This window comes from Nonomuraea sp. N2-4H (genome assembly GCF_045291505.1).
Lineage (GTDB): Bacteria > Actinomycetota > Actinomycetes > Streptosporangiales > Streptosporangiaceae > Nonomuraea > Nonomuraea fastidiosa.
Genome location: NZ_CP147987.1, coordinates 4189123 through 4212472, shown reverse-complemented (window position 1 = coordinate 4212472; position 23350 = coordinate 4189123). Strand labels below are relative to the sequence as shown.

At 72.4% G+C, this 23350-nt stretch carries 15 protein-coding genes and 1 pseudogene; 5 read left to right on the top strand and 11 right to left on the bottom strand.

Going from position 1 to position 23350, the window contains the following annotated elements; genetic code table 11:
* Positions 1 to 6: 6 nt before the first annotated feature.
* The 6 genes and pseudogenes from WBK31_RS19505 to WBK31_RS19480 form a co-directional block, all read right to left on the bottom strand.
* On the bottom strand, positions 7 to 1863 hold the full coding sequence (locus tag WBK31_RS19505; RefSeq protein WP_406675360.1) for a hypothetical protein: 1857 nt from the start codon (positions 1861 to 1863) through the stop codon (positions 7 to 9).
* Between the two features lie 16 nt (positions 1864 to 1879).
* Positions 1880 to 2497 (bottom strand): pentapeptide repeat-containing protein, encoded by a 618-nt coding sequence (locus WBK31_RS19500; RefSeq protein ID WP_364053431.1) that lies wholly within the window; start codon positions 2495 to 2497, stop codon positions 1880 to 1882.
* Positions 2498 to 2525: 28 nt separating this feature from the next.
* Positions 2526 to 3689, bottom strand: coding sequence for a cation:proton antiporter (locus WBK31_RS19495; protein ID WP_364053428.1), 1164 nt, complete (start codon positions 3687 to 3689; stop codon positions 2526 to 2528).
* 8 nt (positions 3690 to 3697) lie between these two features.
* Positions 3698 to 4189, bottom strand: coding sequence for a cation:proton antiporter regulatory subunit (locus tag WBK31_RS19490; RefSeq protein ID WP_406675359.1), 492 nt, complete (start codon positions 4187 to 4189; stop codon positions 3698 to 3700).
* 110 nt (positions 4190 to 4299) lie between these two features.
* Positions 4300 to 5496, bottom strand: coding sequence for an acetate kinase (locus tag WBK31_RS19485; RefSeq protein ID WP_364053425.1), 1197 nt, complete (start codon positions 5494 to 5496; stop codon positions 4300 to 4302).
* Positions 5472 to 7774, bottom strand: a pseudogene (locus WBK31_RS19480) (phosphoketolase). The gene WBK31_RS19485 and the pseudogene WBK31_RS19480 overlap by 25 nt, the downstream one beginning before the upstream one ends.
* A gap of 209 nt (positions 7775 to 7983) precedes the next feature.
* Between WBK31_RS19480 and pgi the strand changes: the two are divergent.
* Both pgi and zwf read left to right on the top strand, forming a co-directional pair.
* Positions 7984 to 9615, top strand: a complete 1632-nt coding sequence (pgi, locus tag WBK31_RS19475) for a glucose-6-phosphate isomerase (RefSeq protein ID WP_364053419.1) — start codon at positions 7984 to 7986, stop codon at positions 9613 to 9615.
* A 1-nt stretch (position 9616) separates the two neighbouring features.
* Positions 9617 to 11080 (top strand): glucose-6-phosphate dehydrogenase, encoded by a 1464-nt coding sequence (gene zwf / locus WBK31_RS19470; protein ID WP_364053416.1) that lies wholly within the window; start codon positions 9617 to 9619, stop codon positions 11078 to 11080.
* Positions 11081 to 11449: 369 nt separating this feature from the next.
* Here zwf and WBK31_RS19465 read toward each other — a convergent pair whose 3' ends face one another.
* Both WBK31_RS19465 and WBK31_RS19460 read right to left on the bottom strand, forming a co-directional pair.
* On the bottom strand, positions 11450 to 11794 hold the full coding sequence (locus WBK31_RS19465) for a spore germination protein GerW family protein (protein WP_364053413.1): 345 nt from the start codon (positions 11792 to 11794) through the stop codon (positions 11450 to 11452).
* Positions 11795 to 11990: 196 nt separating this feature from the next.
* A complete protein-coding gene (locus WBK31_RS19460; RefSeq protein ID WP_364053410.1) occupies positions 11991 to 12113 on the bottom strand; it encodes a hypothetical protein in 123 nt (40 codons plus the stop codon).
* A 495-nt stretch (positions 12114 to 12608) separates the two neighbouring features.
* On the opposite strand from WBK31_RS19460, the gene WBK31_RS19455 reads away from it, so the two are divergent.
* Positions 12609 to 13235 carry a LysE family translocator gene (locus tag WBK31_RS19455; RefSeq protein WP_406675358.1) on the top strand — a complete coding sequence of 209 codons (627 nt, stop codon included), beginning with the start codon at positions 12609 to 12611 and terminating at the stop codon, positions 13233 to 13235.
* A 171-nt stretch (positions 13236 to 13406) separates the two neighbouring features.
* Here the strand turns inward: WBK31_RS19455 and WBK31_RS19450 are convergent, their stop codons facing one another.
* The 3 genes from WBK31_RS19450 to pulA all read right to left on the bottom strand — a co-directional run bounded on the left by WBK31_RS19450 (position 13407) and on the right by pulA (position 18087).
* Positions 13407 to 14129, bottom strand: coding sequence for a VIT1/CCC1 transporter family protein (locus WBK31_RS19450; protein ID WP_364053404.1), 723 nt, complete (start codon positions 14127 to 14129; stop codon positions 13407 to 13409).
* A gap of 515 nt (positions 14130 to 14644) precedes the next feature.
* Entirely contained in the window at positions 14645 to 15325 is a 681-nt protein-coding gene (locus tag WBK31_RS19445) for a hypothetical protein (protein ID WP_364053401.1), read from the bottom strand.
* A 128-nt stretch (positions 15326 to 15453) separates the two neighbouring features.
* Entirely contained in the window at positions 15454 to 18087 is a 2634-nt protein-coding gene (gene pulA / locus WBK31_RS19440; RefSeq protein ID WP_406675508.1) for a pullulanase-type alpha-1,6-glucosidase, read from the bottom strand.
* 319 nt (positions 18088 to 18406) lie between these two features.
* Between pulA and WBK31_RS19435 the strand changes: the two genes are divergently transcribed.
* Positions 18407 to 21004, top strand: coding sequence for a hypothetical protein (locus WBK31_RS19435; RefSeq protein WP_406675357.1), 2598 nt, complete (start codon positions 18407 to 18409; stop codon positions 21002 to 21004).
* 57 nt (positions 21005 to 21061) lie between these two features.
* Positions 21062 to 23299, top strand: coding sequence for a hypothetical protein (locus WBK31_RS19430; protein WP_406675356.1), 2238 nt, complete (start codon positions 21062 to 21064; stop codon positions 23297 to 23299).
* Positions 23300 to 23350 lie beyond the last annotated feature (51 nt).

The window sequence follows — 23350 nt, the reverse complement described above, 5'->3', positions numbered from 1 at the left end:
CCGGGGTCAGGCTCTGCGCAGCGTGCGGGTGAGACCGGTCGCGATCGTCGTCGCCAGCACCCACCCGGCGGCGATCAGCCCGTACGCCAGCCACTGCGCCCCGCCCGCCGGGTTGAACGCCTTCTCCTGACCGAAGTCGATGATCGGCAGCAGCAGGTCCAGCGTGTACACCAGCGGGTTGAACTCGGGCGACTCGCCGCGCTTGAGCGGCGGCGGCCGGTTCAGCCCGAACACCACCGTGCCGACGGCGAGCAGCGCGAGCAGCCAGGCCGCCGCGCGCAGCGGGCGGAAGCCGTAACCGACGGTGACGTCCTGGAGGTGGCCCCAGGCGCGCGCGTACCAGGGGAGCGTGGTGCGGCGATGCTGCTGCCCGGCCAGCATGGTCGCGCGGGCGTCGGCGTCGCCGCCCAGCCGCCGGTACATCGCGGCGAGCTGCTCGTAGGCGTTGGGCCGGTAGCCGTCGGGGTCGCGGCGCAGCCAGGCGATGCGCTCGGCGGCCGGCAGCATGGGTTCGAGCACCTCGTACGACGCGCCGTCCATGCGCAGCTCGCCGGGCCAGACCGCGGGGGCGTCGCGCAGGACGCCGATGCGGGCGTGGCCCAGCTCCACCCGGCCGCGGATCGGCTCGGCGGTGCGCATGGCCAGCTCGCGCGTCTCCAGCCGCCAGCACTTGAGCGCCACGTCGCCGGGCGCGGACAGCACGGCGTCGTCGAGGCACAGGCGGCTGCCGATCTGCGCGTTCGTCAGGCGTATGCGGCCCTCGGCGGAGAAGCCGTAACACAGGTTGAGCACCTTGCCGACGGTGATGCCGTTGGCCGACAGCGCCGCGCCGCCGGGATTGACCAGCCGCGCCCCGTCGAAGTGCGCGGGGCCGCTGACGGAGGCGTCGAGCAGGCTGATCTCGCCCTCCGCGACCAGGCCATGCCGGGCCGCCAGCGAGCCGTTCACGGACAGGCCGTCGCCGGCCAGCGCGAGCCCGCCCGGATCGGCCAGGCGCGCGCCGTCGAGGCTGAGCGTGCGGCCGACGGCGGCGGACTTCAGCCACACCGTGCCCTCGGTCTGGGCGTGCGACAGGAACAGGCCGCCCTCGGCGTTGAGCCCGCCGCCGTGCACGGCGAGCCCGCCGGGGTTGCGCAGCCGGGAACCGCGCAGCGTGAGCGGGCCGCCGACGCGCGCGGAGCGCAGGCTGACCTCGCCATCGACCTCCATGTTCCGGGCGAACAGCCCCACCTGGACGTCGAGGTTGGAGCCGCCGAAGGCCAGCCCGCCCGGCGCGCGTAACCGGGCGCCGTCGAAGTTCACCGCCGCGCCGACCCTGGCGGCGGTCAGCACGATCTCACCGTCGCAGGTGAAGCCGTCCTGGGCGCGCAGGCTGGCGCCGACGTCGAGGTGCTCGGCGTTGAACGCGGCACCGCCGGGGTGTTCGAGCCGGGCGCCGCTGAGCGTGAGCGTGCCGTTGATCCTCGCGCCGTGCATGCGCAGCTCGCCGGTGACGTGGCAGTCGTTGAGCCGCATGTTGCCTTCGACCTGGGCGTTGGAGGCGATCAGGCCGGGGAGCCTGGAGCCGGCCAGGCTGAGGAACCTGGTGCGGGCCTGGTAGATGTCGGGGACCTCGTCGAAGACGCAGTCGTGCAGCAGGATCGGCAGGTCGAGCTCCGCGAACGCCAGGTGCAGCCGCCCCTCGATGCGGGCCCCCGTCACCCGCAGCGCCGGTTTCGCCCCCGGCTCGGTGCGGTCGGCGAGCAGCAGCTCGGTCAGCACGCCGGCGCGCACCCGCCCGAGCGGGCCGGCGTCCACTTTCGTGCCGTGCGGGATGGCCTCGGCGATGGCCTGCTCGGCGGGGGTCAGCTCCTTGTCGCGCACGAGGACATCCTGGCGTTCATTTGCGTACGTCGAAACCCAGAGCGGCGGCCACCGCCACCGCCTGGGCCGGGTCGATACGCGTGTCCTTCAGCGTGACCTCGGCCGGGTGGAGGGTGCCGAGATCGCTGCCGCGCAGGTCGCACTTGGTGAGGTCGGCCTCGCGCAGCAGCGCGCCCGACAGGTCGCACGAGCGCAGGGCCGACTTCTCCAGCCGGGCCCCTGACAGGTCGGCCTCGCGCATGCGCACGCCGTGGAAGGTGCTGCCGCGCAGGTCGGCGCGGGCCAGCGAGGTGTAGGACCAGTCGCCGCCCGTCGCCTTGAGCAGCCCGAACGTGCAGTTGACGAACGTGGCGCCGGTCAGCTTGCAGCCGGTGAACGTGGCGTCGAAGAACGAGCAGTGCGAGAAGACGCAGCCGGCGAAGCTCGCGTCCTCGTGCGCCGAGACGTTGAAGCGCACGCCCTCGAACCTGCACTCCTCGAACACCGAGCCGTGGTCGGTCAGCTCGGTCATGTCCACCTCCTGGAACAGCACCCTGTGATGGTGCTCGCCGGAGATCTCCCGGCCGTTCCAGTCGGCGGACATGACCGTACGCTCCATGGCGCCCGCGGACGCTCTGCCTGGTCCTTCCGTCATCCGAACACGGTATCGGATGCGGCCGGTGTCAGGCGGTGCGTTCGGTGATGGCGGTGATCAGCGGCTGGACCAGCTTGGCCGCCAGCGGGCCGAACGCCGCCAGGATGAGCACGTACGCGGCGGCCAGGGCGCCCAGGTCGGGGTGCACGCCCGCGCCGACCGCCAGACCGGCGATGACGATGTTGAACTCACCGCGCGGGATGAGCGCGATACCGGCACGTGCCTGGCCGGCCTTGGCGATGCCCGCGCGCCTGGCCGCGTACATACCGGTCAGCAGCTTGGTGATCATGCTGACCAGGGCGAGCAGCGCCGCGAGACCGGCCACCGGCAGGATCTTCGACGGGTCGGTCTGGAAACCGAAGAAGACGAAGAACACCGCCGCGAACAGGTCGCGCAACGGCGCGAGCAGCGCGTGCGCGTCCTCGGCGAGCTGCCCGGACAGCGCGATGCCGACCAGGAACGCGCCGACCGCGGCCGACACCTGAAGATTCTGGGCGAGACCGGCCACCAGCACCGCCAGGCCGACGACCTTGAGCAGCATCACCTCGTTGTTGGGGCTGCGCACGAACGCCTCGATGTAGCGCCCGAACTTCAGCGCCACGACGAGGACGACGCTCACGGTGAGCAGCGCGATGCCGACCGAGATCGCCCCCTTGAGCAGGCTCAGCCCGGCCAGCATGGTCGTGAGGACCGGCAGGTAGATCGCCATCGTCAGGTCTTCGAAGACCAGCAGCGACAGCACCGTGGGCGTTTCGCGGTTACCGATCCACCCCAGGTCGGACAGCACCTTGGCGGTGATGCCCGAGGAGGTGGCGTACGTGACGCCCGCCATGGCGACGGCCGCGACCGGGCCCCAGCCGAGCAGCAGGGCGATGATGGCGCCCGGGGCCGCGTTGAGCACCAGGTCGACCAGGCCCGCGCGGAAGTTGCTGGTCATGCTGGTGACCAGCTCGTCCGCGTTGTATTCGAGACCGAGCGTGAGGAGCAGCAGGACCACGCCGATTTCGGCACCGGTGGAGATGAACGACTGGCTCGTGGCGAGCGGCAGCACCCCGCCGGTACCGAACGCCAGACCGGCGATCAGATACAGAGGGATGGGAGAAATGCCGCCGCGAAGTGCGAGCGCGCCGAGGATCCCCAAGCCGAGAAGGACGGCGCCGAACTCCAGGAAGATGACCGCGGTTTCGTGCACCCGCAGCCCTACCCGTTCACCAGAATGCCGGCGACTTCGGACGTGCTGTCCTCGCTGCCCACGACCACCACGACGTCACCCACGGCGAAGACGAAGTCGGGCCCGGGGCTGGCGAACACCTGTCCGCTCCGGACGACCGCGACGATGGACGCGCTGGTACGGGTGCGCACGCGAGCGTCCCCCATCGGACGGCCCGCGTAAGGGGAACCGGCCGGGATGGGCAGCTGCACGCTCACCAGACCCTCGACCTGCTGGTGCAGCTGGTTGAGCCGCTGCACGATGCGAGGCGCGCCGAGGAGCTCGGCCAGAGCGTCGGCCTCTTCGTCATTCAGCTTCACCGTGTGGCAGACGGCGTCGGGGTCGTTGGCGTCGTAGATGACGAGATCCCGGCGGCCGGTGCGATGAGACACGACACCGACCCGCTGTCCCTTGCGAGTGGTGAAATCGTGCCGCAGTCCGATGCCCGGCAGTGCTGTTTGTTCTACCTCCACCTGTCCCACCCGTATAGATCCGCGCATTTCTGGATAACCCTACCAATGGTGTGACTCTGCGTTGCCCATGGGTTGAGATGCGCTTGACCGGAAGGGCCTGTGCGTGAAGTGGGCTTGGATTACGGCTGCTCGCCGTTGATGAGGGCGTGGGCCTGGCGGGCGATCTCCCATTCCTCGTCGGTGGGGATGACGAGGACGGCGACCTCGGATCCGTCGGGTGAGACGGCGCGTTCGTCCTGTGAGGCCGCGTCGTTGCGGGCGGGGTCGAGAGTGATGCCGAGGCGGCCGAGATTGTTCAATGCCTCTGTGCGGGTTTGGGGGTCGTTCTCGCCGACACCGCCGGTGAAGATGATCGCGTCGAGGCGGCCGAGGAGTGCGTAATAGGCGCCGACGTATTTGCGGATGCGGCGGGTGTAGACGGCCAGGGCGAGGCGGGCGTCCTCGTCGCCGTTCGCAGCGCGGGCGCGGACCTCACGCATGTCGCCTGACCCCGCCAGGGCGAGCAGGCCGCCCGCGTGGCCCAGCGCGTCCTCCGCGCTCTCGGCGTCCAGCCCGTCCACTCTGGCCAGATAGCCGGGCAGCGCGGGATCCACGTCGCCTGATCGGGTTCCCATGACCAGGCCCTCCAGCGGGGTGAGGCCCATGGAGGTGTCGATGCTGCGGCCGCCTGCGATGGCGGTGGCGCTCGCGCCGTTGCCGAGGTGGAGCACGATCAGGTTCAGCTCGGCCAGGTCGCGGCCCAGGAGGGCGGCGGCGCGGCGGGAGACGTACGCGCACGACGTCCCGTGAAAACCGAACCGCCGCACGCCGAGCCGCTCCCTCCAGTCGCGCGGCACCGCGTACGTGTACGCCTCCGGCGGCAGCGACAGCTGGAACGCCGTGTCGAACACCGCCACCTGCGGCACCGAAGGGAACGCCGCCCGCGCCACCCTGATCCCGGCGAGATTGATCGGATTGTGCAGCGGCGCGAGCGGGGCCAGCTCCTCGATCGCCGCGATCACCCCATCGTCCACCAGCACCGCCCGGCCGAACCTGGCACCGCCGTGCACCACCCGGTGAGCGACCGCGACCGGATCCAGCGCGGGCCCTGCCTCGGCGAAGGCCGCCAGCATCGCCGCCAGCCCCTCCCCGTGATCGGGAAAGGGCCGCTCCGCCACGTACGGGGGAGCGTCGCCGTGATGGTGGACGAGCCGCCCGCGCTCCTCGCCGATGCGCTCCACCAGGCCCCTGGCCGGGCGGTCCCGGCCGGCCACGTCCACCAGCTCGTACTTGATGGACGACGAGCCGGTGTTCAGGACGAGGATGTGTCCGGCCATGTCCACGACCTGATGTCCGGCGGATCCTCGCCGTGCTCGCGCGTGTACGCCCTGGCCCGCAGCCGCTCGTCGCTCATCCGCTGCCGCAGGTGCGCCGCCCTGCTGCCGAGGCCGGGCACCCGGTCGATCACGTCCATGACGAGGTGGAAACGGTCGATGTCGTTGAGCATGCACATGTCGAACGGCGTCGTCGTCGTGCCCTCCTCCTTGTAGCCGCGCACGTGGATGTTGTCGTGCCCGTGGCGGCGGTAGGTGAGCTGGTGGATCAGCGACGGGTAGCCGTGGAAGTTGAAGATCACCGGCCGGTCCACGGTGAACAGCGTGTCGAACGCGGCGTCCGGCATGCCGTGCGGATGCTCCGACTCCGGCTGCAGCCGCATGAGGTCCACCACGTTGACGACGCGCACCCTCAGCTCCGGCAGGTGCTCACGCAGCAGCGCGGTGGCGGCCAGCGTCTCCAGCGTCGGCACGTCGCCCGCGCAGGCCAGCACGACGTCCGGCTCGCCGCCCTCGTCGCTGGAGGCCCACGGCAGGATGCCGAGGCCGCGCGTGTTGTGCGCGATGGCCTCGTCCATCGTGAACAGGTCCAGCACCGGCTGCTTGCCCGCCACGATCACGTTGACGTAGTCGCGCGAGCGCAGGCAGTGGTCGGTCACCGACAGCAGCGTGTTGGCGTCCGGCGGCAGATAGACCCGCACCACCGACGCCTTCTTGTTCACCACCACGTCGAGGAAGCCCGGGTCCTGGTGGCTGAAGCCGTTGTGGTCCTGCCGCCACACGTGCGACGACAGCAGGTACGTCAGCGACGCCACCGGCCGCCGCCACGGGATCTTCTGCGACGACTCCAGCCACTTGGCGTGCTGGTTGAACATGGCGTCCACGATGTGGATGAACGCCTCATAGCAGTTGAACAGCCCGTGCCTGCCGGTCAGCAGGTAGCCCTCCAGCCAGCCCTGGCACAGGTGCTCGCTCAGCACCTCCATGACCCGGCCGCCGGGGGCGAGGTTCTCGTCCGTGGGCAGCGTCTCGGCGTTCCACGCCCGGTCGGTCACCTCGAACACCGACGACAGCCGGTTCGAGGCCGTCTCGTCCGGCCCCATCAGCCGGAACGTGCGCGGGTTCGCGGCGATCACGTCGCGCAGCAGCCCGCCGAGCACCCGCGTCGGCTCGCTCATCTGCGTGGCCGGCGACTTGACCTCCACCGCGAGCCGCCGGAAGTCCGGCAGCCGCAGCGGCTCGAGCAGCTCACCGCCGTTGGTGTGCGGGTTGGCGCTCATCCTGCGCTCGCCGCGCGGCACCGTCTCCAGGATCGCCTCGACCGGCCGCCCGTCCGGGCCGAACAGCTCCTCCGGCCGGTACGACCGCATCCACTCCTCCAGCAGGGCCAGATGCGTGGCGTTCTCGCGTACCTTGGCCAGCGGCACCTGGTGCGCGCGCCACGTGCCCTCCACCGGCAGGCCGTCCACCTCCCGCGGCCCCGTCCAGCCCTTCGGCGTACGCAGGATGATCATCGGCAGCCGGTCGGCGTCGCCCGCCTTGTACGCGGCCAGCTCGTCGAACGCGGTGTCCAGCGTGCCCGCCATCTCCTCGTGGTCGGGGCCCACCAGATGGGGGCGGTAGCCGTACCCCTCCATCAGCTTGACCAGGTCGCCGATCGGGATCCGGGCCAGGACCGTGGGGTTGGCGATCTTGTAGCCGTTCAGGTGCAGGATGGGCAGTACCGTCCCGTCACGGCGGCGGTCCAGGAACTTGTCGGAGTGCCAGCTCGCGGCCAGCGGGCCCGTCTCGGCCTCGCCGTCGCCGATGATGCAGGCCACCACCAGATCGGGGTTGTCGAAGGCGGCGCCGTACGCGTGCGCCAGCGCGTACCCCAGCTCACCGCCCTCGTGGATCGAACCGGGCGTCTCAGGCGCGACGTGGCTCGGCACGCCGCCGGGGAAGGAGAACTGCCGGAACAGCCGGCGCATGCCCGCCGCGTCCTGCGACACGTCCGGATAGCGCTCGGAGTACGTGCCCTCCAGCCACGCGTGCGCCACCGCGGCGGGACCGCCGTGGCCGGGTCCCGCGATGTAGATCATGTCCTGGTCCCGCTCGCGGATCACCCGGTTGAGGTGGGCGAAGCAGAAGTTCAGGCCGGTGTCGTCCCCCAGTGGCCGAGCAGCCGCGGCTTGATGTGCTCGGGCCGCAGCGGCTCGGTGAGCAGCGGATTGTCCAGCAGGTAGATCTGCCCGACGGACAGGTAGTTGGCCGCCCGCCAGTACGCGTCTATGTGCTCCATCCCCTGCTGCTTCCTCCACAGAAGGGGTGCAATCCCCCCACGGCCCGATATGCCGCCCGGCACGCGAATTTCACGGACCTTTCACTGAGCGCCTAAAGACTCCGCTCCGCCATGCGCGGAATCAACCGCGCGGGGTACACGGTTACGGGACGATGGGACCAGGCAAGATCGGCTTGGCGCCACGTCTTTTGGCGACATGAGGAGGCATTGTGAACGGCGACATCACCCAGAGCCAGGAGTGGGCGGCACTGGGCAAGCACCACGAAGAGCTTGCGGGCAAGCACCTGCGCGAGCTGTTCGCGGACGACCCGGGCCGGGCCGGGCGGATGACGGTGGCCGCCGGCGACCTCTATCTCGACTACGCCAAGCACCGTGCCACGCAGGAGACCATCGACCTGCTGGTGGCGCTGGCCGAGCGTGCCGGGTTGCGCGAGCGCATCGACGCCATGTTCCGCGGCGACCACATCAACGTCAGCGAGGACCGCGCGGTCCTCCACGTCGCGCTGCGCCTGCCGCGCACCGCCGAGCTGGTCGTCGACGGGCAGGACGTCGTGGCCGACGTGCACGCCGTGCTCGACAAGATGAGCGACTTCGCGAACCGGGTCAGGTCGAAGGAGTGGAAGGGCGCCACGGGCAAGCCCATCGAGACCGTCGTCAACATCGGCATCGGCGGCTCCGACCTCGGGCCCGCGATGGCGTACGAGGCGCTGCGCGACTACGCCGACGCCGGCATCACCGCCAGGTTCGTCTCCAACATCGACCCCGCCGACATCACCGGCAACCTCGCCGGCCTCGACCCGGCCACCACGCTCTTCGTGGTCAGCTCCAAGACCTTCACCACGCTCGAGACCCTCACCAACGCCAGGGTCGCGCGCCGCTGGCTGGTCGACGCGCTCGGCGAGGACGCCGTCGCCAAGCACTTCGTCGCCGTCTCCACCAACGCCGCCAAGGTGCAGGAGTTCGGCATCGACACCGCCAACATGTTCGGCTTCTGGGACTGGGTGGGCGGCCGCTACTCCTACGACGGCGCCATCGGCCTGTCCCTGATGATCGCCATCGGCCCCGAGCGCTTCCGCGAGATGCTCGACGGCTTCCACACCATCGACGAGCACTTCCGCACCGCGCCGTTCAAGGAGAACATGCCGGTGCTGATGGGCCTGCTCGGCATCTGGTACACCGACTTCTTCGGCGCCGAGACCCGCGCCGTGCTGCCCTACAGCCAGCGGCTCCACCGCTTCCCGGCCTACCTGCAGCAGCTCACGATGGAGTCCAACGGCAAGTCCGTACGCGCCGACGGCACCCCCGTCACCGCCACCACCGGCGAGATCTTCTGGGGCGAGCCGGGCACCAACGGCCAGCACGCCTTCTACCAGCTCCTCCACCAGGGCACCCGGCTCGTGCCCGCCGACTTCATCGGCTTCGCCGAGCCCTATGAGGACCGCGAGGGCATGCACGACCAGCTCACCGCCAATCTGCTGGCCCAGACCTCCGCCCTGGCGTTCGGCAAGACCGCCGAGGAGATCGCCGCCGAGGGCACCGCGCCCGAGATCGTGCCCCACAAGGTGATGCCGGGTAACCGGCCCACCTCCACGATCCTCGCGCCCAAGCTCACCCCGTCCACGCTGGGCCAGCTCGTCGCGCTCTACGAGCACATCGTGTTCGTCGAGGGCACCATCTGGGGCATCGACTCCTTCGACCAGTGGGGCGTCGAGCTGGGCAAGAAGATGGCGCTCGACCTGGCGCCCGCGCTGGTCTCCGACGAGCCGCCCACCTCCTTCCCCGACACCTCCACCGAGCAGCTCATCCGCCGCTACCGGGCGCTGCGCGGAAGGCGCGTCTGACATGGGAACCGGTCAGGCGGCCCCCGGCTCGGGGGCGACCGGCCAGGCGGGCCCGGCCTCGGGGGAGGCCGGGCAGGCGCGGGTGACCTCGGCCGGATCTGGTCGTGCGGGGGCGCTGGTGCTGTTCGGCATCACCGGCGACCTCGCGCACAAGATGCTGCTGCCGGCCCTCTACCGGCTGACCGCCGCCGGTCGGCTCGACCTGCCGATCGTCGGCGTCGCCAAGACCGACCTCGACCTCGACGGGCTGCGCGAGCGCGCCCGCGAGACATGCGGCGGGGTGCGCGACGCGGCGTTCGACCGGCTGGCCGGCAACCTGCGGCTCGTCGCCGGCGACTACGGCGACCCCGCCACCTTCACGCGGCTGCGCGACGAGGTGGCGGGCATGGGCTTCCTCGTCCACTACCTCGCCGTGCCGCCCGCCCTGTTCGCCCCCGTCGCCGAGGGGCTGGCCGGGGTGGGGCTCAACCGCGACGCCCGGCTGGTCGTGGAGAAGCCGTTCGGCCACGACCTCCAGTCGGCGCGCGAGCTCAACGACCAGCTGCTCAGGCACTTCGACGAAGACCACCTGCGCCGGGTCGACCACTTCCTCGGCAAGGAGCCGGTCGAAGACCTCATGGTCTTCAGGTTCGCCAACATGCTGCTCGAGCCCATCTGGAACCGCTCGTACATCCGCAGCGTGCAGATCACCATGGCCGAGGACTTCGACGTACGCGACCGAGGGGCCTTCTACGACGCCAACGGCACCGTACGCGACGTCGTGCAGAACCACCTGCTGCAGCTGCTCGCCCTGCTCGCCATGGACCCGCCGCCGTCCACCGACGCCCGGGCCACGCTCGACGAGAAGTGGCGGGTGCTGCGGGCGGTCAAGACCATCGACCCGGCCGACGTCGTACGCGGCCAGTACACCGGCTACCTCGGCACCGAGGGCGTGCGGCCCGGCTCCACCACCGAGACCTTCGTCGCCCTGCGCGCCTACATCGACAACTGGCGCTGGGCCGGCGTGCCCTGGTGCATCCGCTCCGGTAAGGCCATGCCCATGACCGACCTGGAGGTCGTCGCCGAGCTGCGCCGGCCGCCGGTCACCATGTTCGACGACGCCCATGCGCCCGCCAGCCCCAACCTCATCCGGTTCCGGCTGCAACCCGACGCCGGGGTGACCTTCGACCTGCTGGCCAAGGAGCCAGGCAAGCAGCGCACCCGGCCGGTCCCGGTCAGTGTCGACTTCACCAAGGAGTTCGGGCCGATGGACGCCGCCTACGAACGCATCCTCGCCGACGCGGTGAGCGGCGATCCGCGCAGGTTCCTCAGATTCGACCTGGTGGAGGAGGCGTGGCGGATCGTCGCGCCGGTCCTCGACATGACGGAGCCGCCGTTGCCGTACGAACCGGGCACCTGGGGCCCGGCCGCCGCCGCGAAGATCGCCCCGGGCGGCTGGCACGAAATCTCCAACAGCTTCGACTGACGACCGATCACCCGCCCCGCACCGGGCACGGGGCCGCCGGGTCCGGTGCGCGGGCTGATCGAACCGCTGGGCGAGGATCTACCGCACGCGTCGCGGATGGGCCGCCGACTGGTCCGTCGTGCATGGGCCCCTCCCTGATGTGCCGTGCATGAGGGCTGGCGGTCGGTCGCGCAACGGGGTGCGGAATCGTCGACATGGCATGATCGGTGGGTGGCCGCCGAGCCCGCCGACAGCGTCGGTAGAGCGCCATCGGCGGGGCGGTGCGTGTGCCGGCGGAGTCGTTCAGAGCGCGGCGCCCGGAGTGGAGCGCGGCGCCCGGAGTGAAGCGCGGCGCCCGAAGAGACGCCGCCCTGCCAACGCGCCAGGGTGTCAGTGCTTGCGGCGGCGCCTCTTCAGGATCGAGCGCAGGGTCAGCAGCAGAACGACCGCGACGAACTGGCCGCCGATGACGATGCGGTTGACGTCGACCGCAGGGCGCCAGGAGACCTCACCGTCCTTCAGGACGAAGACGCCTGCAGGACTGGCGCCGAAGCCGAAGCCCCCGCCGCCACCACCGCCGACCTCGCCCTTCTCGCCCTTGCCTGCGCCCTGGCCCCCGCCGCCGCCCTGAGCGACCCTGGCGACCGGGATGACGACGATGTCGCCGTGCCGGACCGGTTCGCCGAAGACCCGGCTCACCGTCGCGGTGTCTTTCGACTTCTCGACCAGTTCCATGATGTCCATCCCTCCATCGTCTCCCCAGGACGCCACCCCGTCGAACCTGGGACGCCGCGCGTCGAACACCGCATGCCAGGCGGATCGAGCCATCGGGCGCCGTCGCCGAAGTGGTGGCAGACGCCTACTTCGCCGCCGCCCACCCCGCGCCGGCGGCGTGCGAACGCGCAGCCGCCTGCGGTCACGCCGCCTGCGGTCACGCCGCCTGGGCCACGGCGATTCCGCCCACGGCGGCGGCGCGCACGGTCACGCCGCCCACGCTCGTGGCGCCCACGGTCACGCTGCCCACGCTCGTGGCGCCCACGGTCGCGGCGCGCATGGGTCGCGGCGCCTGCGGCCAAGGCGGTCAGGGCCACGGCGCCCACGGCCAAAGCGCGCACGATTACGGCGGTCAGGGCCTCAACGTCCGCCACCCCACGCGCCTTCGGGGCGGTTGGCCACGACTTCAATCCCTATCGCCCTGCTCGATGGCGGCTTCGACGCGATAGGCGCTGTTTCCTCCCCTCCCTCGTTCCGCCCTCGTCTGGGGCGGAGTGGGATGCAGTGGGGCAGTGGGCGTCTGCGCCTTCTCACCTGAGCCCCAGGGCTAGTGCTTGGTCGTCACCATGCCACGAGCACGCTGAGGGGCGCAGAGGGGGACGTCGATGCTTCCCGGCGCGGGTGTTGCGGGGTTCGGCGCGGAGATAAGGGCCGGTGCAGAGACGAGAGCCGGTGCAGAGACGAGAGCCGGTGCGGAGACGAGAGCCGGTGCGGAGACGAGGGGCGGTGCGGAGACGAGGGGCGGTGCCGGGGCGAGGGTCGTAGGGTGAGTGGTATGTCGGCGGTAGCGGAGATTGTGGCGTTTGGCGGCGTGGTGATGCTCGGGGCGATGTCGCCCGGCCCTGACTTTGCCGTGGTCGTGCGGCGTTCGGCCGTCTCGGGGCGCGTGCACGGCATGGCGGCCGCTGCCGGGATCGCCCTGGGCGTCTTCGCCTGGGTGGTCGCCGCCGCCACGGGTGTCGCCGCGCTGCTCGCGGCGTCCGCAGCCGCGTTCACCGTTGTCAAGGTGGTCGGCGCTGCCTACCTGCTCTACCTCGGCATCCGGTCGCTGCGCGCGGCCTGGCGCGGTGGCGGCACCCTTCAGCGGGACGTGGCGGACGCGGGCGGGCGAGGGCCGGGGGCCGCGTTCATGGAAGGTTTTCTCACGAACGTGCTCAACCCGAAGGCCGCGCTGTTCTTCGTGGCGCTGGTGCCGCAGTTCCTCGGGGCCGGGGTGCCGGTGGCGGCGCTCTCGGCGGTGGCGCTGGTGGGGACCGTGGCGTGGTTCCTGGTGGTGGCGAACGTCGTGGGAGCGCTGCGCAAGTTGTTCGCCCGGCCGAACGTGCGGCGCGCGATCGACGGGTTGACCGGCATCGCGCTCGTCGCCCTGGGGCTCAAGCTGGCCACCACCACTCGCCCCTGAACCGCCCTAACGCCTCGCCCCCTGAACCGCAGTGACGCCTCACCCTCTGTACCGGGCGTGACGCCTCGCCTCTTGAGCCGCTATGGCGCCGCCCCTCCATCTCTGCCCCGCCGTCTCCGCGCCGCCTTCCGGCGCTTGCCCTAGAGGAGGCTCGGCTGATGTAGAGCGGGGTCAGGCGATGGTGACGCCTAGGAGGTGGCCCAGGCCGAAGGTCACGGAGGCGGCGCCGACGCCCAGGGCGAGCTGCCGCAGGCCGCCCAGCCACCACGGACGTGCCGTCATCACCGCCACGACGGCCCCGAACCCGAACAGCGCCAGCACGCTCACCACCAGCGCCACCATCAGCCCGGACGCCCCGAACAGGAACGGCACCAGCGGCACCAGCGCTCCGGTGGCGAAGGCGCAGAACGACGATCCGGCGGCCACGTACGGGGACGGCAGGTCGTCGACGTCCACCCCGAGCTCTTCGCGGACGTGCACCCGCAGCGCCTGCTCGGGGTCCGCGGACAGCCCGTCGGCCACCCGTTCGGCCAGCTCGGCGTCGAGCCCGCGCGACCGGTACAGCGCCGCCAGCTCGGCCCGCTCTCCGTCCGGGTTGCGGGCCAGCTCGCGGCGCTCGACCGCGATCTCCGCCCGCATCAGCTCGGTCTGGGACTTCACGGACGTGTACTCGCCCGCCGCCATGGAGCACGCCCCGGCGATCAGCCCCGCGAAACCGGCGAGCACCGCCCCCTGCCCGGCCCCCGCCGCGCCGACCACTCCGGCGATCAGCGCGAAGTTGGACACGAGCCCATCCATCGCCCCGAACACCGCCGGCCGCAGCCACCCACCGGTCACGTCCCGGTGGCTGTGGTGCGCCTCGGGGGAGTGGGGACGAGCGAGCTCGATGGTCATACCTTTTCCTCCCCTTTTGGATCTCTCGCCTTGAATGTGACATAGGCGGCGCAAGATCCGCAACGAAGGAGAGGCTTGCCTGACCTGCGGCATTAGGGCTGATTGTCGCTCTACGCGCTCGCAAAGTCTCTCAAGGTGATCGGGGTCGGAGTGCGCGGCTGAACGTGAGCGGGCAGCGGCGAGCGGGGGCCTAGGGGCCGCTGAACGGCGGTTTTGCGCACGCGGGCATGGCGCGCCTGGCCGGACGGGGGTGGAGAGAAGCAGGCGCTCCCAGGCGGTGCGCCTGGCCGGGTGAAGTGGCGGGTGCGACCAATGTCACCCCGCCGGCCGCGCCCTGGGGCGGCTGAGCGCGCGGGTTCAGCCCGGGAGTGGCGCGGTGCGGACGGGGGTGGCCAGGCTGCGGCTGAATGGTCGGCCGTGGTCCGGGCCGGCTTGCGGTGCTTGCGGGCCGGCGCATGGCAGCGAGCATGACGGCGGCGGGCATGGACCCCGGGCCCCGGGCGACCCCGGAAAGGTCAGGCGTGGGCCGGGGTTCGGGCCGGGAGGTCGATCAGGGTGGTGGGCTGGGGCCGGGAGGGACGGATGAGGGCGGTGCACTCCTCGATCGTCTCCTCCAGCAGCTTCCGCAGCAGCCCGTCGGGGTCGGGGATGCACGCCTGCACGATGCCGACCACGGCCAGCTGTACGGCGTTCGGGGCGGCGTACCGGCGGAAGCCCTTCTCGGTGATGCGGGCGGCGCGGCTGAAGCGGCGGGCCTGCTGGGCGGCGTGCGGGACCTCCGCCATGGCCTGCCGGCTGCGCTCGCTCATGCGCCCGGACGGCGCGCCGTCGAGCCTGGCCAGCATCTCCTCGGCCGCGAGCACCGACACGGCCAGCGCGAGCTGGCGTTCGGCGGCGGCCACGGGCAGCGCAGTAGTGGCGCAGCGCAGCGCGATGTGGGCGTCCACGCGCAGGTCGTCGCTGACCAGGCCGATGATGGACGGCACGAGCGGGACGAGCTTGGCGCGGTTCTCGTCGTCGGTGTTGTCGTTGACGAGCCGGGCGAGCGCGGCCAGCAGCGGGTGCGTGCAGGCCGGGTGGTCGCTCCAGCGCTCGCCGGCCAGGTAGGAGGCGAGTTCCATGAAGCAGGCGCCGCGCTTGGGGTTGCGATGCCTGCCACGGGAAAGGACCGGGAGGTGATCAAAGTGATTGTTCACGGGTGCTCCACTGCTCCACGCGATCGCCGTCTATCCAGTCTGCGCCGTCGTGCGGCTCATTGCCAGTGATGCGATGAACGTTCCCTCTACCCCGTGAGGTCACACTCCAACCCGCACTGACCGGCATTTCATGCCGGCTCGACGAAAACGGCGACCGTGCGGGCCGGGACCGTCAGCGTGCCGGTGGCCGGGTCGTACGAGGACTGCCGCACGACGGGATCGGCCGAGTTCGCCTGCACCGGGTGGAGCCGCACACCAGGCCTCGCCTGCCCCGCGGACGGCGGCATGGCCTGGGTCTGCGTCCACGGCGTGGCGTTGAACACCACCGTGACCGACCGCCACCGCTCGTCCAGGCCCGAGGTGTCCACGTGCATGGCGATCACCCCGTCGGCTGAGGCGGGGAACGTGAGCCGCCGCCGCACCTCCTCCGCCGACCCGAGCGAGAAGGCCGGCGTCGACCACCGGATGCGCAGCAGCTCGCCGAACCCGGCGCGGGCCGCGCGGATCTCCGCGCAGCCGGGCCGCAGCGCCGGATCGGCGAGCAGCGGCCGCGCGTACGGCCAGCGGGCCTCGTTGTCGCGCCGGGGAGGCAGGCCCACGCCGAAGTTGTTGCCCTGCGCGCAGTCCCACAGCAGCCGGTTGAACCAGTCGCCGGAGTCGTAGGAGTTGCGGTCGAGCGACTTCGAGCGCAGCCGCTCGCTGCCCGCGTGCACGAACACCATGCCCTGCGCCAGCACCGCCATGGCCAGCGCCAGCACCTGCATGCGCACCCGGTCGGCCATCGGCGTCTGCTGCGGCAGCTTGTACGCAAGCGCGTCGTAGAGCGTCTCGTTGTCGTGCGCGTCCACGTACGCGACCGCCTCGCCCGGCTCGGCGGCGTACCCGGCGGGCATGCCGTTGTACCAGATGTCGCGGGCCGCCCGGCCGGACGGCAGCACGTAGTCGGCCAGGCCGCCGGTGAGCCCGATCCTGATGAGGTCGGCGTAGGCGGCCAGCCGCTCCCGCTGCTGCTCGGGGCCGCCGTTGACGGGGGCGCCGTTGGGCGCGCCGGCCAGGCCGGAGCCGTAGCCCTGCACGCGCGGGTCGGCGTCGAAGGGCGCGCCGCCGCGCACCGCGTCCCGCAGCCGGTCGTTGAACGTCGCGATGCCGGTGCCCGCCATGTGGGCCTGGCTGGCCTGCAGGAAACGGGCGTCGCCGGCCACCTCGCCGAAGCTCCAGCCCTCGCCGTACAGGATGATCGACCGGCCGTCCACCCCGTCGGTCTCGGGCGTGAGCGCGTCGAGGGCGCGGCGTACGGCGAGCATGTTGGACAGCGGGTGGTGGCCCATGAGGTCGAAGCGGAAGCCGTCGACGCGGTACTGCCTGGCCCAGGTGACCACCGAGTCGACGATGAGCTTGCCCATCATCATGTGCTCGGGTGCGGTGTTGGCGCAGCAGGTGGAGGTGGCGAGCGAGCCGTCGTCGAGGCGCCGGTGGTAGTAGCCGGGCACGACGGGGTCGAGCACGGCGGTCGAGTAGGTGTGGTTGTAGACGACGTCCATGACGACGCGCAGCCCCGCCTTGTGCAGCGCGGCCACCATCGCGCGGAACTCCCGTACGCGGTTGTCCGGATCGGTCGCGTACGAGCCCTCCGGCGCCGTGTAGTGCAGCGGGTCGTACCCCCAGTTGTAGGAGTCGACGGCGGCGGTGCGGGCGATGATCTCCTGCTGCCGCTCGGAGTCGGGCGGCAGCGCGGCCAGCTCGCCCGCGGGCGGCTCGGTGCGGTCGGCGCGGCGCTCGGGGACGGTGGCGAAGTCGAACACGGGCAGCAGGTGCACGTGCGTGACCCCGTCGGCGGCCAGCCTGCGCAGCTCGCGCATCCCGGCCGAGTCGAGGGTGAAGGCCGCGTACGTGCCGCGCAGCTCCTCCGGCACGGTCGGGTCGGAGGCGGAGAAGTCGCGGACGTGCAGCTCGTAGACCACGGCCTGGTGCTGCGGCACGGGCGGCGGCGCGGCGTGCCGGTCCCAGCCGGGCGGCTTGAGCGCCGCCCTGGACAGGTGGACGAGCCTGCTGCGGCGGCCGTCGGCGGTGACGTCCACGCTGTAGGGGTCGGTGACCTCGTTCGTGACCACCGCCCCGGCCTCGGGCGAGTAGACGGTCACCAGGTACGTGTACTCCAGCCCCCACCACGCGGGCGGCCCGTGCACCGACCACACGCCGGTCTCGTCGTCGCGCTTCATGCGGTGCACCCGGCGCCCGCCCGGGCCGTACAGGGCCAGCTCGACCTTCCGCGCGGTGGGCGCCCACACCGAGAGCTTCGGGAACATCCGCCCCGACGGGCCGAGCACGGCGTCGGCGGCGCCCGCGTACAGGTCGTCGAGCACGCCCGCGATCTGCACCCCGGTCACGGCCGCGACCCCGCCCTCGGCGTCCCGCCGCACGGCCACGACCTGGCCGCGCAGCGCCTCGTGGACGAGGTCGATGTCCGCGGGGTCCACCTGGAACGCGGGATGGCCGGCCAGGTGCGGCCACCGTACGCGCTGCTGCGCGGTGAGCCTGCAGGGCAGCAGCCGGATCAGGCCGGACCCGCATTCCTGCTCGCCGTGCCGCAGCGGCACGTCGCCGGGGTGGAAGACCAGGAACGCGCCCTCCTGCGAGTTCGGGTCGCCCGGCCACACCACCGTGTCACGGTCGATCCAGTGCGCCCGGGCCTCACGCAGGCACTCGCCGTCCCTGCCGGCCGGCCGCTCCTGCGGCGCCTCCGCGTCGTCACGTCTGCGAATGATGTTCCTCAGGCTCCCCGCCCCCTCGGTGAACAGGCATCCCGCGCTTCTCCACGTCCCCCTCGCGTGTGGACGCCTCTGCGGGTCGTCGTTCCCACCTGAGTGAAAGCGAAGCGAAGCGTCCGGAAAACCTCTCCTTAGGGCCGCTTGCCGGAAGTTTCGAAAAAAGTAACGTTGACCTGGTCTTTCGCACTCCGCGCTCTTCATGCCTGCAAGGTCCGCCAAGCCCGGTGGCACGCGGGATGAGCGCGCGCGATCGCGCCAGATCGATCACTTTGTGTATTTGACCGATTACCTAAAGTGATTAGATGCTGGGTTGATGGACGGATTCATCGACGAGACCTGCGAGGGTGTGACCGAGCTGCGCGTGCACGGCGTCTCGGGCACGCCGCCGTCCGGCATCCTCGCCCACCCCCACCCCAGGCTCGTCGCGGGCGACGGCACCACCGGTTTCTACCGCCGCTGGTGGGAGGGCGGTCCGCCCTCGGGAGACCACGCCGACGTGCCGGGCGTACGCCACCGTGAGGCCTACGCCTGGGGCAACCTCACCTCAGGCGGGCGGGCCATCGCGCTGTGGCTGCTCCTGCTGCCGTTCTCGCTCGCCAACCTCGCCTACTTCATGCTGCCCAGGCCCGCCCGCGCCCGCCGGCTGCGCCACGTGACCGAGGCGGGGCAGCGGCTGTTCGCCCTGCTGCTCACCGGCACCCTGATCGGCGCGGTCACCAGGACCGCCGTCGACGTCATCGGCTGGCAGTGCACCGCCGCCGGTCGCGCCTGCGCCGCCGAGACCGCGCCCTCCTGGGTGCGGTGGCTCGCGGTCATGTGGGGTGACGAGCCGTCCAGGCGGCTGGCGGTCACGTCGCTGGTGCCGCTGCTGGTCGTGGTGCTGCTGTGGTGGCTCGCCCGGCGCACCTGGCGGCGCGACGAGAACACGCTTCCGCCTGGCGGGCCCGCGACGCCCGTACCGGCCGGTGGGCCCGCGGCGGCGGTCCCCCCTGCGGGTGGCGTCCCGGCCCCGCGCGCCCAGGCGGACGACGCCCCGCCCCCATCCGCCGCACCGGGCGGGGGCGGGGCCGCGGTCCCGGCCGCACGCACGACGAGCGCCGCGGCCACGAGCGCACGCGTGAAGGGCGCTCCAGGCACGGGCGTCTCCACCGGACCGGGGAGCGGCGCGGCGGGAACAGGTGTGCGGGGGAGTGGGGTCGCGTCGGGTCCGGGCGTTTCCGCGGGGCGGGCGAGTGTCGCGGCCGGAGTGGGCGCGCGGGCGGGCGGGGTCGCGGCGGGCGCGGGGGAGCGGGCGGGTGGCGGGCTGTTGCTGGGACGGCCGCGGCTGTGGCACGGCGGGGCGCCGGTGTGGCGGCTGCGGGTGGTGCACGTGGCGTTCGCCGTGGCCTCGATCGGGGTCGCGGTGGCCGCGCCGTTCGCCGGGACGGCGGTCGGGCTCGTGCTCACCGTCGCCAACGCGGCGGTCCTGGTGGTCGCCGCGGTGCTGGTCACGCTGCCGTGCATCGCGCGCCGGGTCGATCCGCACTCGGGACGCCGTACGCCCGTCCTGCTCGACGTCGCCTGCCGGGCGCTGCGGGTGGCGGCGCCGGTGGTGTTCCTCGCCACGGCCGGGGCCGCGCTCGCGGGCCTGCCGCCGGGCGACGGCGGCACGCTCGCCTGGCAGCTTCCCGGCGTCGGCATCGGAGCCTTCCAGTACGCGCTCACCGTCGGACTCGGCACCTTCCTCCTGATCACCACGTTCGTCCTGGTCCGCGCCGACCGCCGATCCCCCTCCGAGCCGGGGTCTCCGAGCGACGGGGAGCCGCGGGCGATGATGGGCATGGCCGCCTGGTTCTTGCTCATGGTGGCCGTGGGCAGTGCGAACGTGCTGGCGCTCGGCCTGCTGTTCTGGACCGCCGCGTTCTTCGGCGTCCCCGGCACCGCCGCCGAGCCCGGCCCGCTGGAGCGGGCGCTGCTCATCGACGACTCGGCCTGGTGGACGGCCGCGCTGGTGCCGCTGCTCGCGTTCGGCCTGCTCGCGCTCACGGGCGTGCTGTGGCTGATGCGAAAGACGGCGGCGGCCCGGCTGGCACCCGAGCTGAAGGCGTACTACGACCAGCGCGACGACGCCGAGCGGGTCGCCGCCGCGTGGGCGCTCGCCGCGCTCACCGACCGGGCCGGGCTGGTGCTCGGCGTGCTCACCGCCGTCGGCGCGGCGGGCTCCGCGGTGGTGGCCGTGCTGCACTGGCTCGGGCCGTTCACGCCGGGCGGCGGGGTGGCCGGAATGCTCGCGTCGGCGGGCAGCTGGACCATGGTGGCGGCCGTGGCGGCGCTGGTGCTGGTGGCGCGGCGTACGTACCGCGACTCGCGGCTGCGCAGGGCGATCGGCGTGCTGTGGGACATCTGCACGTTCTGGCCGCGCGCCATCCACCCGCTCGCGCCGCCCTGCTACACCGAGCGGGTGGTCCCCGAGCTGGTCTCCAGGGTGCGCAGGCTGGCCGCGACCGACCGCGACCAGGTCGTGCTGTCCGGGCACAGCCAGGGCAGCGTCATCGCCGCCGCCGTGGTGCTGCAGCTCGACCCGGCGACCCGGGCGCGCGTGCGGCTGCTCACGCACGGCTCGCCGCTGCGCCGGCTCTACGCCGCGTACTTCCCCGCCTACTTCGGTCCTGCGGGTCTTGCGGCGGTACGCGAGGCGGTGACGTGGTGCAACCTCTACCGGCTCAGCGACCCGATCGGCGGCCCGGCGTTCCGCCGCGTCGATCCCCTGGCGGGCGGGCGGCCGGACGGCGTCGACCGGTTCTGCTGGGACCCGCGCCGTCCAGGCCCCGGCGAGCCGCTGCCGGAGACGCGCTGGCACACCGCGTACTGGCTGGATCCGCTGTACGACGAGGCCCTGGACAGCTTGATCACCGTCACTCCCGCCGTCTGAGCGTCCCGCGCTGTAGGGTGGCCCGCGGTCCGAGTCGGTGAGCCATGGGGGCTGACGGTGCGGTGGGTCCTGCTACTCGTGCTGGTCGCGGGGTCGTGGGTGGTGCCTCCGGCGGGGGAGGCGGCGGCGCAGACCGTGGCTGGTCCCGCCGTGGAGTCCGGTGAGCAGGCCCGGCGTTACGAGCGGGAGGCGCCCATCGGAGCGGCTGCGCCCACCGGAGCGGTCGCGCCCACCGGGGCCGCAGCGGCGCCCACCGGAGGGGTCGCGCCGGGCGGCCGGGTGGCCTTCATCGGCGTGCCCGGCCTCATGTGGGACGACCTCGACCCGCGCGACACCCCGCGCCTGTGGGAGCTGGCCGGGCAGAGCGCGCTCGGCTCGCTCTCGGTCAAGGCCGTCGGCACCGTCACCTGCCCGTACGACGGCTGGCTGAGCGTGTCGGCGGGCGTGCGCTCGGCCGTCGGCCGCCACTGCGGGCTGCCGCCGGAGCCGATCTCCACGGGTCCGGGCGCGATCGTGCCCGAGCTGCCCGAGCTGATCGGCACCACCAACGCCGCGTTCGCCGGCACGCTGGGCAGCGCCGTGCACGCCGCGGGCGGCTGCACGGCGGCGATCGGCAGGGGCGCGGCGGTGGCGCTCGCCGACCGGGAGGGCCGGGTCGATCTGTACGCATCGGAGCCCGCCAGGCTGCCCGACTGGTCGCGCTGCCGGGTGCTGGCCGCGGACGTGGCCGCGCTCGTGCAGCCGTACCTGGTGGACGGCAGGCTGCCCCGCGAACCCGAGGTGATCTCGCCCGAGCAGCGCCGCGAGCTGGCCAGGCAGGCCGACACCGAGGTGGGCGCGGTGCTCGACCGGCTGCCCCCGGACACCGAGATCGTGCTGGCCGGCATCGGCGACCACGGCTCGGTGCCGCACCTGCGCGTGGCGATGTGGCAACGGCCGGGCACCGAGGCCGTCGCCGGCGAGGCGGGGCCGTCGATCGGGGCGGGCTCCACCATGCGCGACGACCTCGTGGTGCTGCCCGACATCACGCCCACGATCCTGAACGCGGCCGGCATCGCGCCGCCGCCCGGCGTCGTCGGGGTGTCATGGCGGCTCGGCGAGCCTGTCACGCCCGCCGACCTGGTCAGGGCCGACGTGGCGGGCACCAGCGTGCGCGGCATGACCGGCTGGTTCTTCACCGCCTTCGCGGTGGTCCAGGTGGCCTTCTACGTCGCGGCGTACCTGCTGCTGTCGCGGCGGCGGCACCTGCGCCTGGTCGGGACGGCCGCGGTGGTCCCGGCCTGCGTGCCCGTCGCCACGTACGCGGTGAACGTGCTGCCATGGGACCGCAGCCCCTACCCGGTGGCGACGCTGATCGGCGCGGTACTGGCCGTGACGGCGGTCATCGCCGCCGTGGCGCTGCTCGGCCCGTGGCGGCGCGACCCGCTCGGCCCGCCCGCCGCGGTCACCGCGATCACCGCGGGGGTGCTCGTCGCCGACCTGCTGACCGGCACGACGCTGCAGTTCAACAGCCTCATGGGCTACACCGCCGTGGTCGGCGGCCGCTATTACGGGCTGGCGAACATCCCGTTCGCGCTGCTCGTCACCTCCGTGCTCATGGGCTCGGCGGTGGCGGCCGAGCACCTCGCACGGGCCGGGCGGCGGCGCGCCGCCGTGGCCGGGGTGGTCGTGCTCGGCGTGGTGGCGATGCTGCTGGCCGGCTGGCCTGGCGTGGGCAGCGACTTCGGCGGCGTGATCGCGTTCGTGCCGGGCATCGCGGTGACCGCGCTGCTGGTCGCGGGACGCAGGGTGTCGCTGCTGAAGCTGGCCGGGTTCTGCGTGCTCGGCGGTGTGGCGGTGACGGTCATCGCCGTGCTCGACCACCTGCGCCCGCAGGAGGCGCAGACGCACCTCGGCAAGTTCGTGGGTCAGGTGCTCGACGGCACGTTCCTGCCGGTGATCGGGCGCAAGCTGGGCGCGATGCTCAACACCCTGCTCTCGCCCAACCTCATGCCGATCGTGCTGGCCGGGCTGATCTTCCTGGTCTTCGCCGTGCTGCGGCCGGGCAAGGTGAGCGCGGGCGTGGTGCCCGCGGCGTTCGCGTGGGCGCCGATGCTGCGGGCCGGGCTGCTCGGGGCACTGGCCAGCGGCGTCATCGGCATGCTGGTCAACGACTCCGGCACGGCGGTGCTGTCGATGGTGGTGGCGCTGGCGGTGCCGCTCGTGCTGCACGTCGGCGTCCGGCTGCCGGAGGTGGCCGGACAGGAGGAGCCTCCTGAAGACGCGGTGGGGGAGCGGGTCGGCCTCAAGATCTGAAATTTTCTTTTAGTTCATGCCAAAGTCTTGAAACTTATAACCACGAGCGAT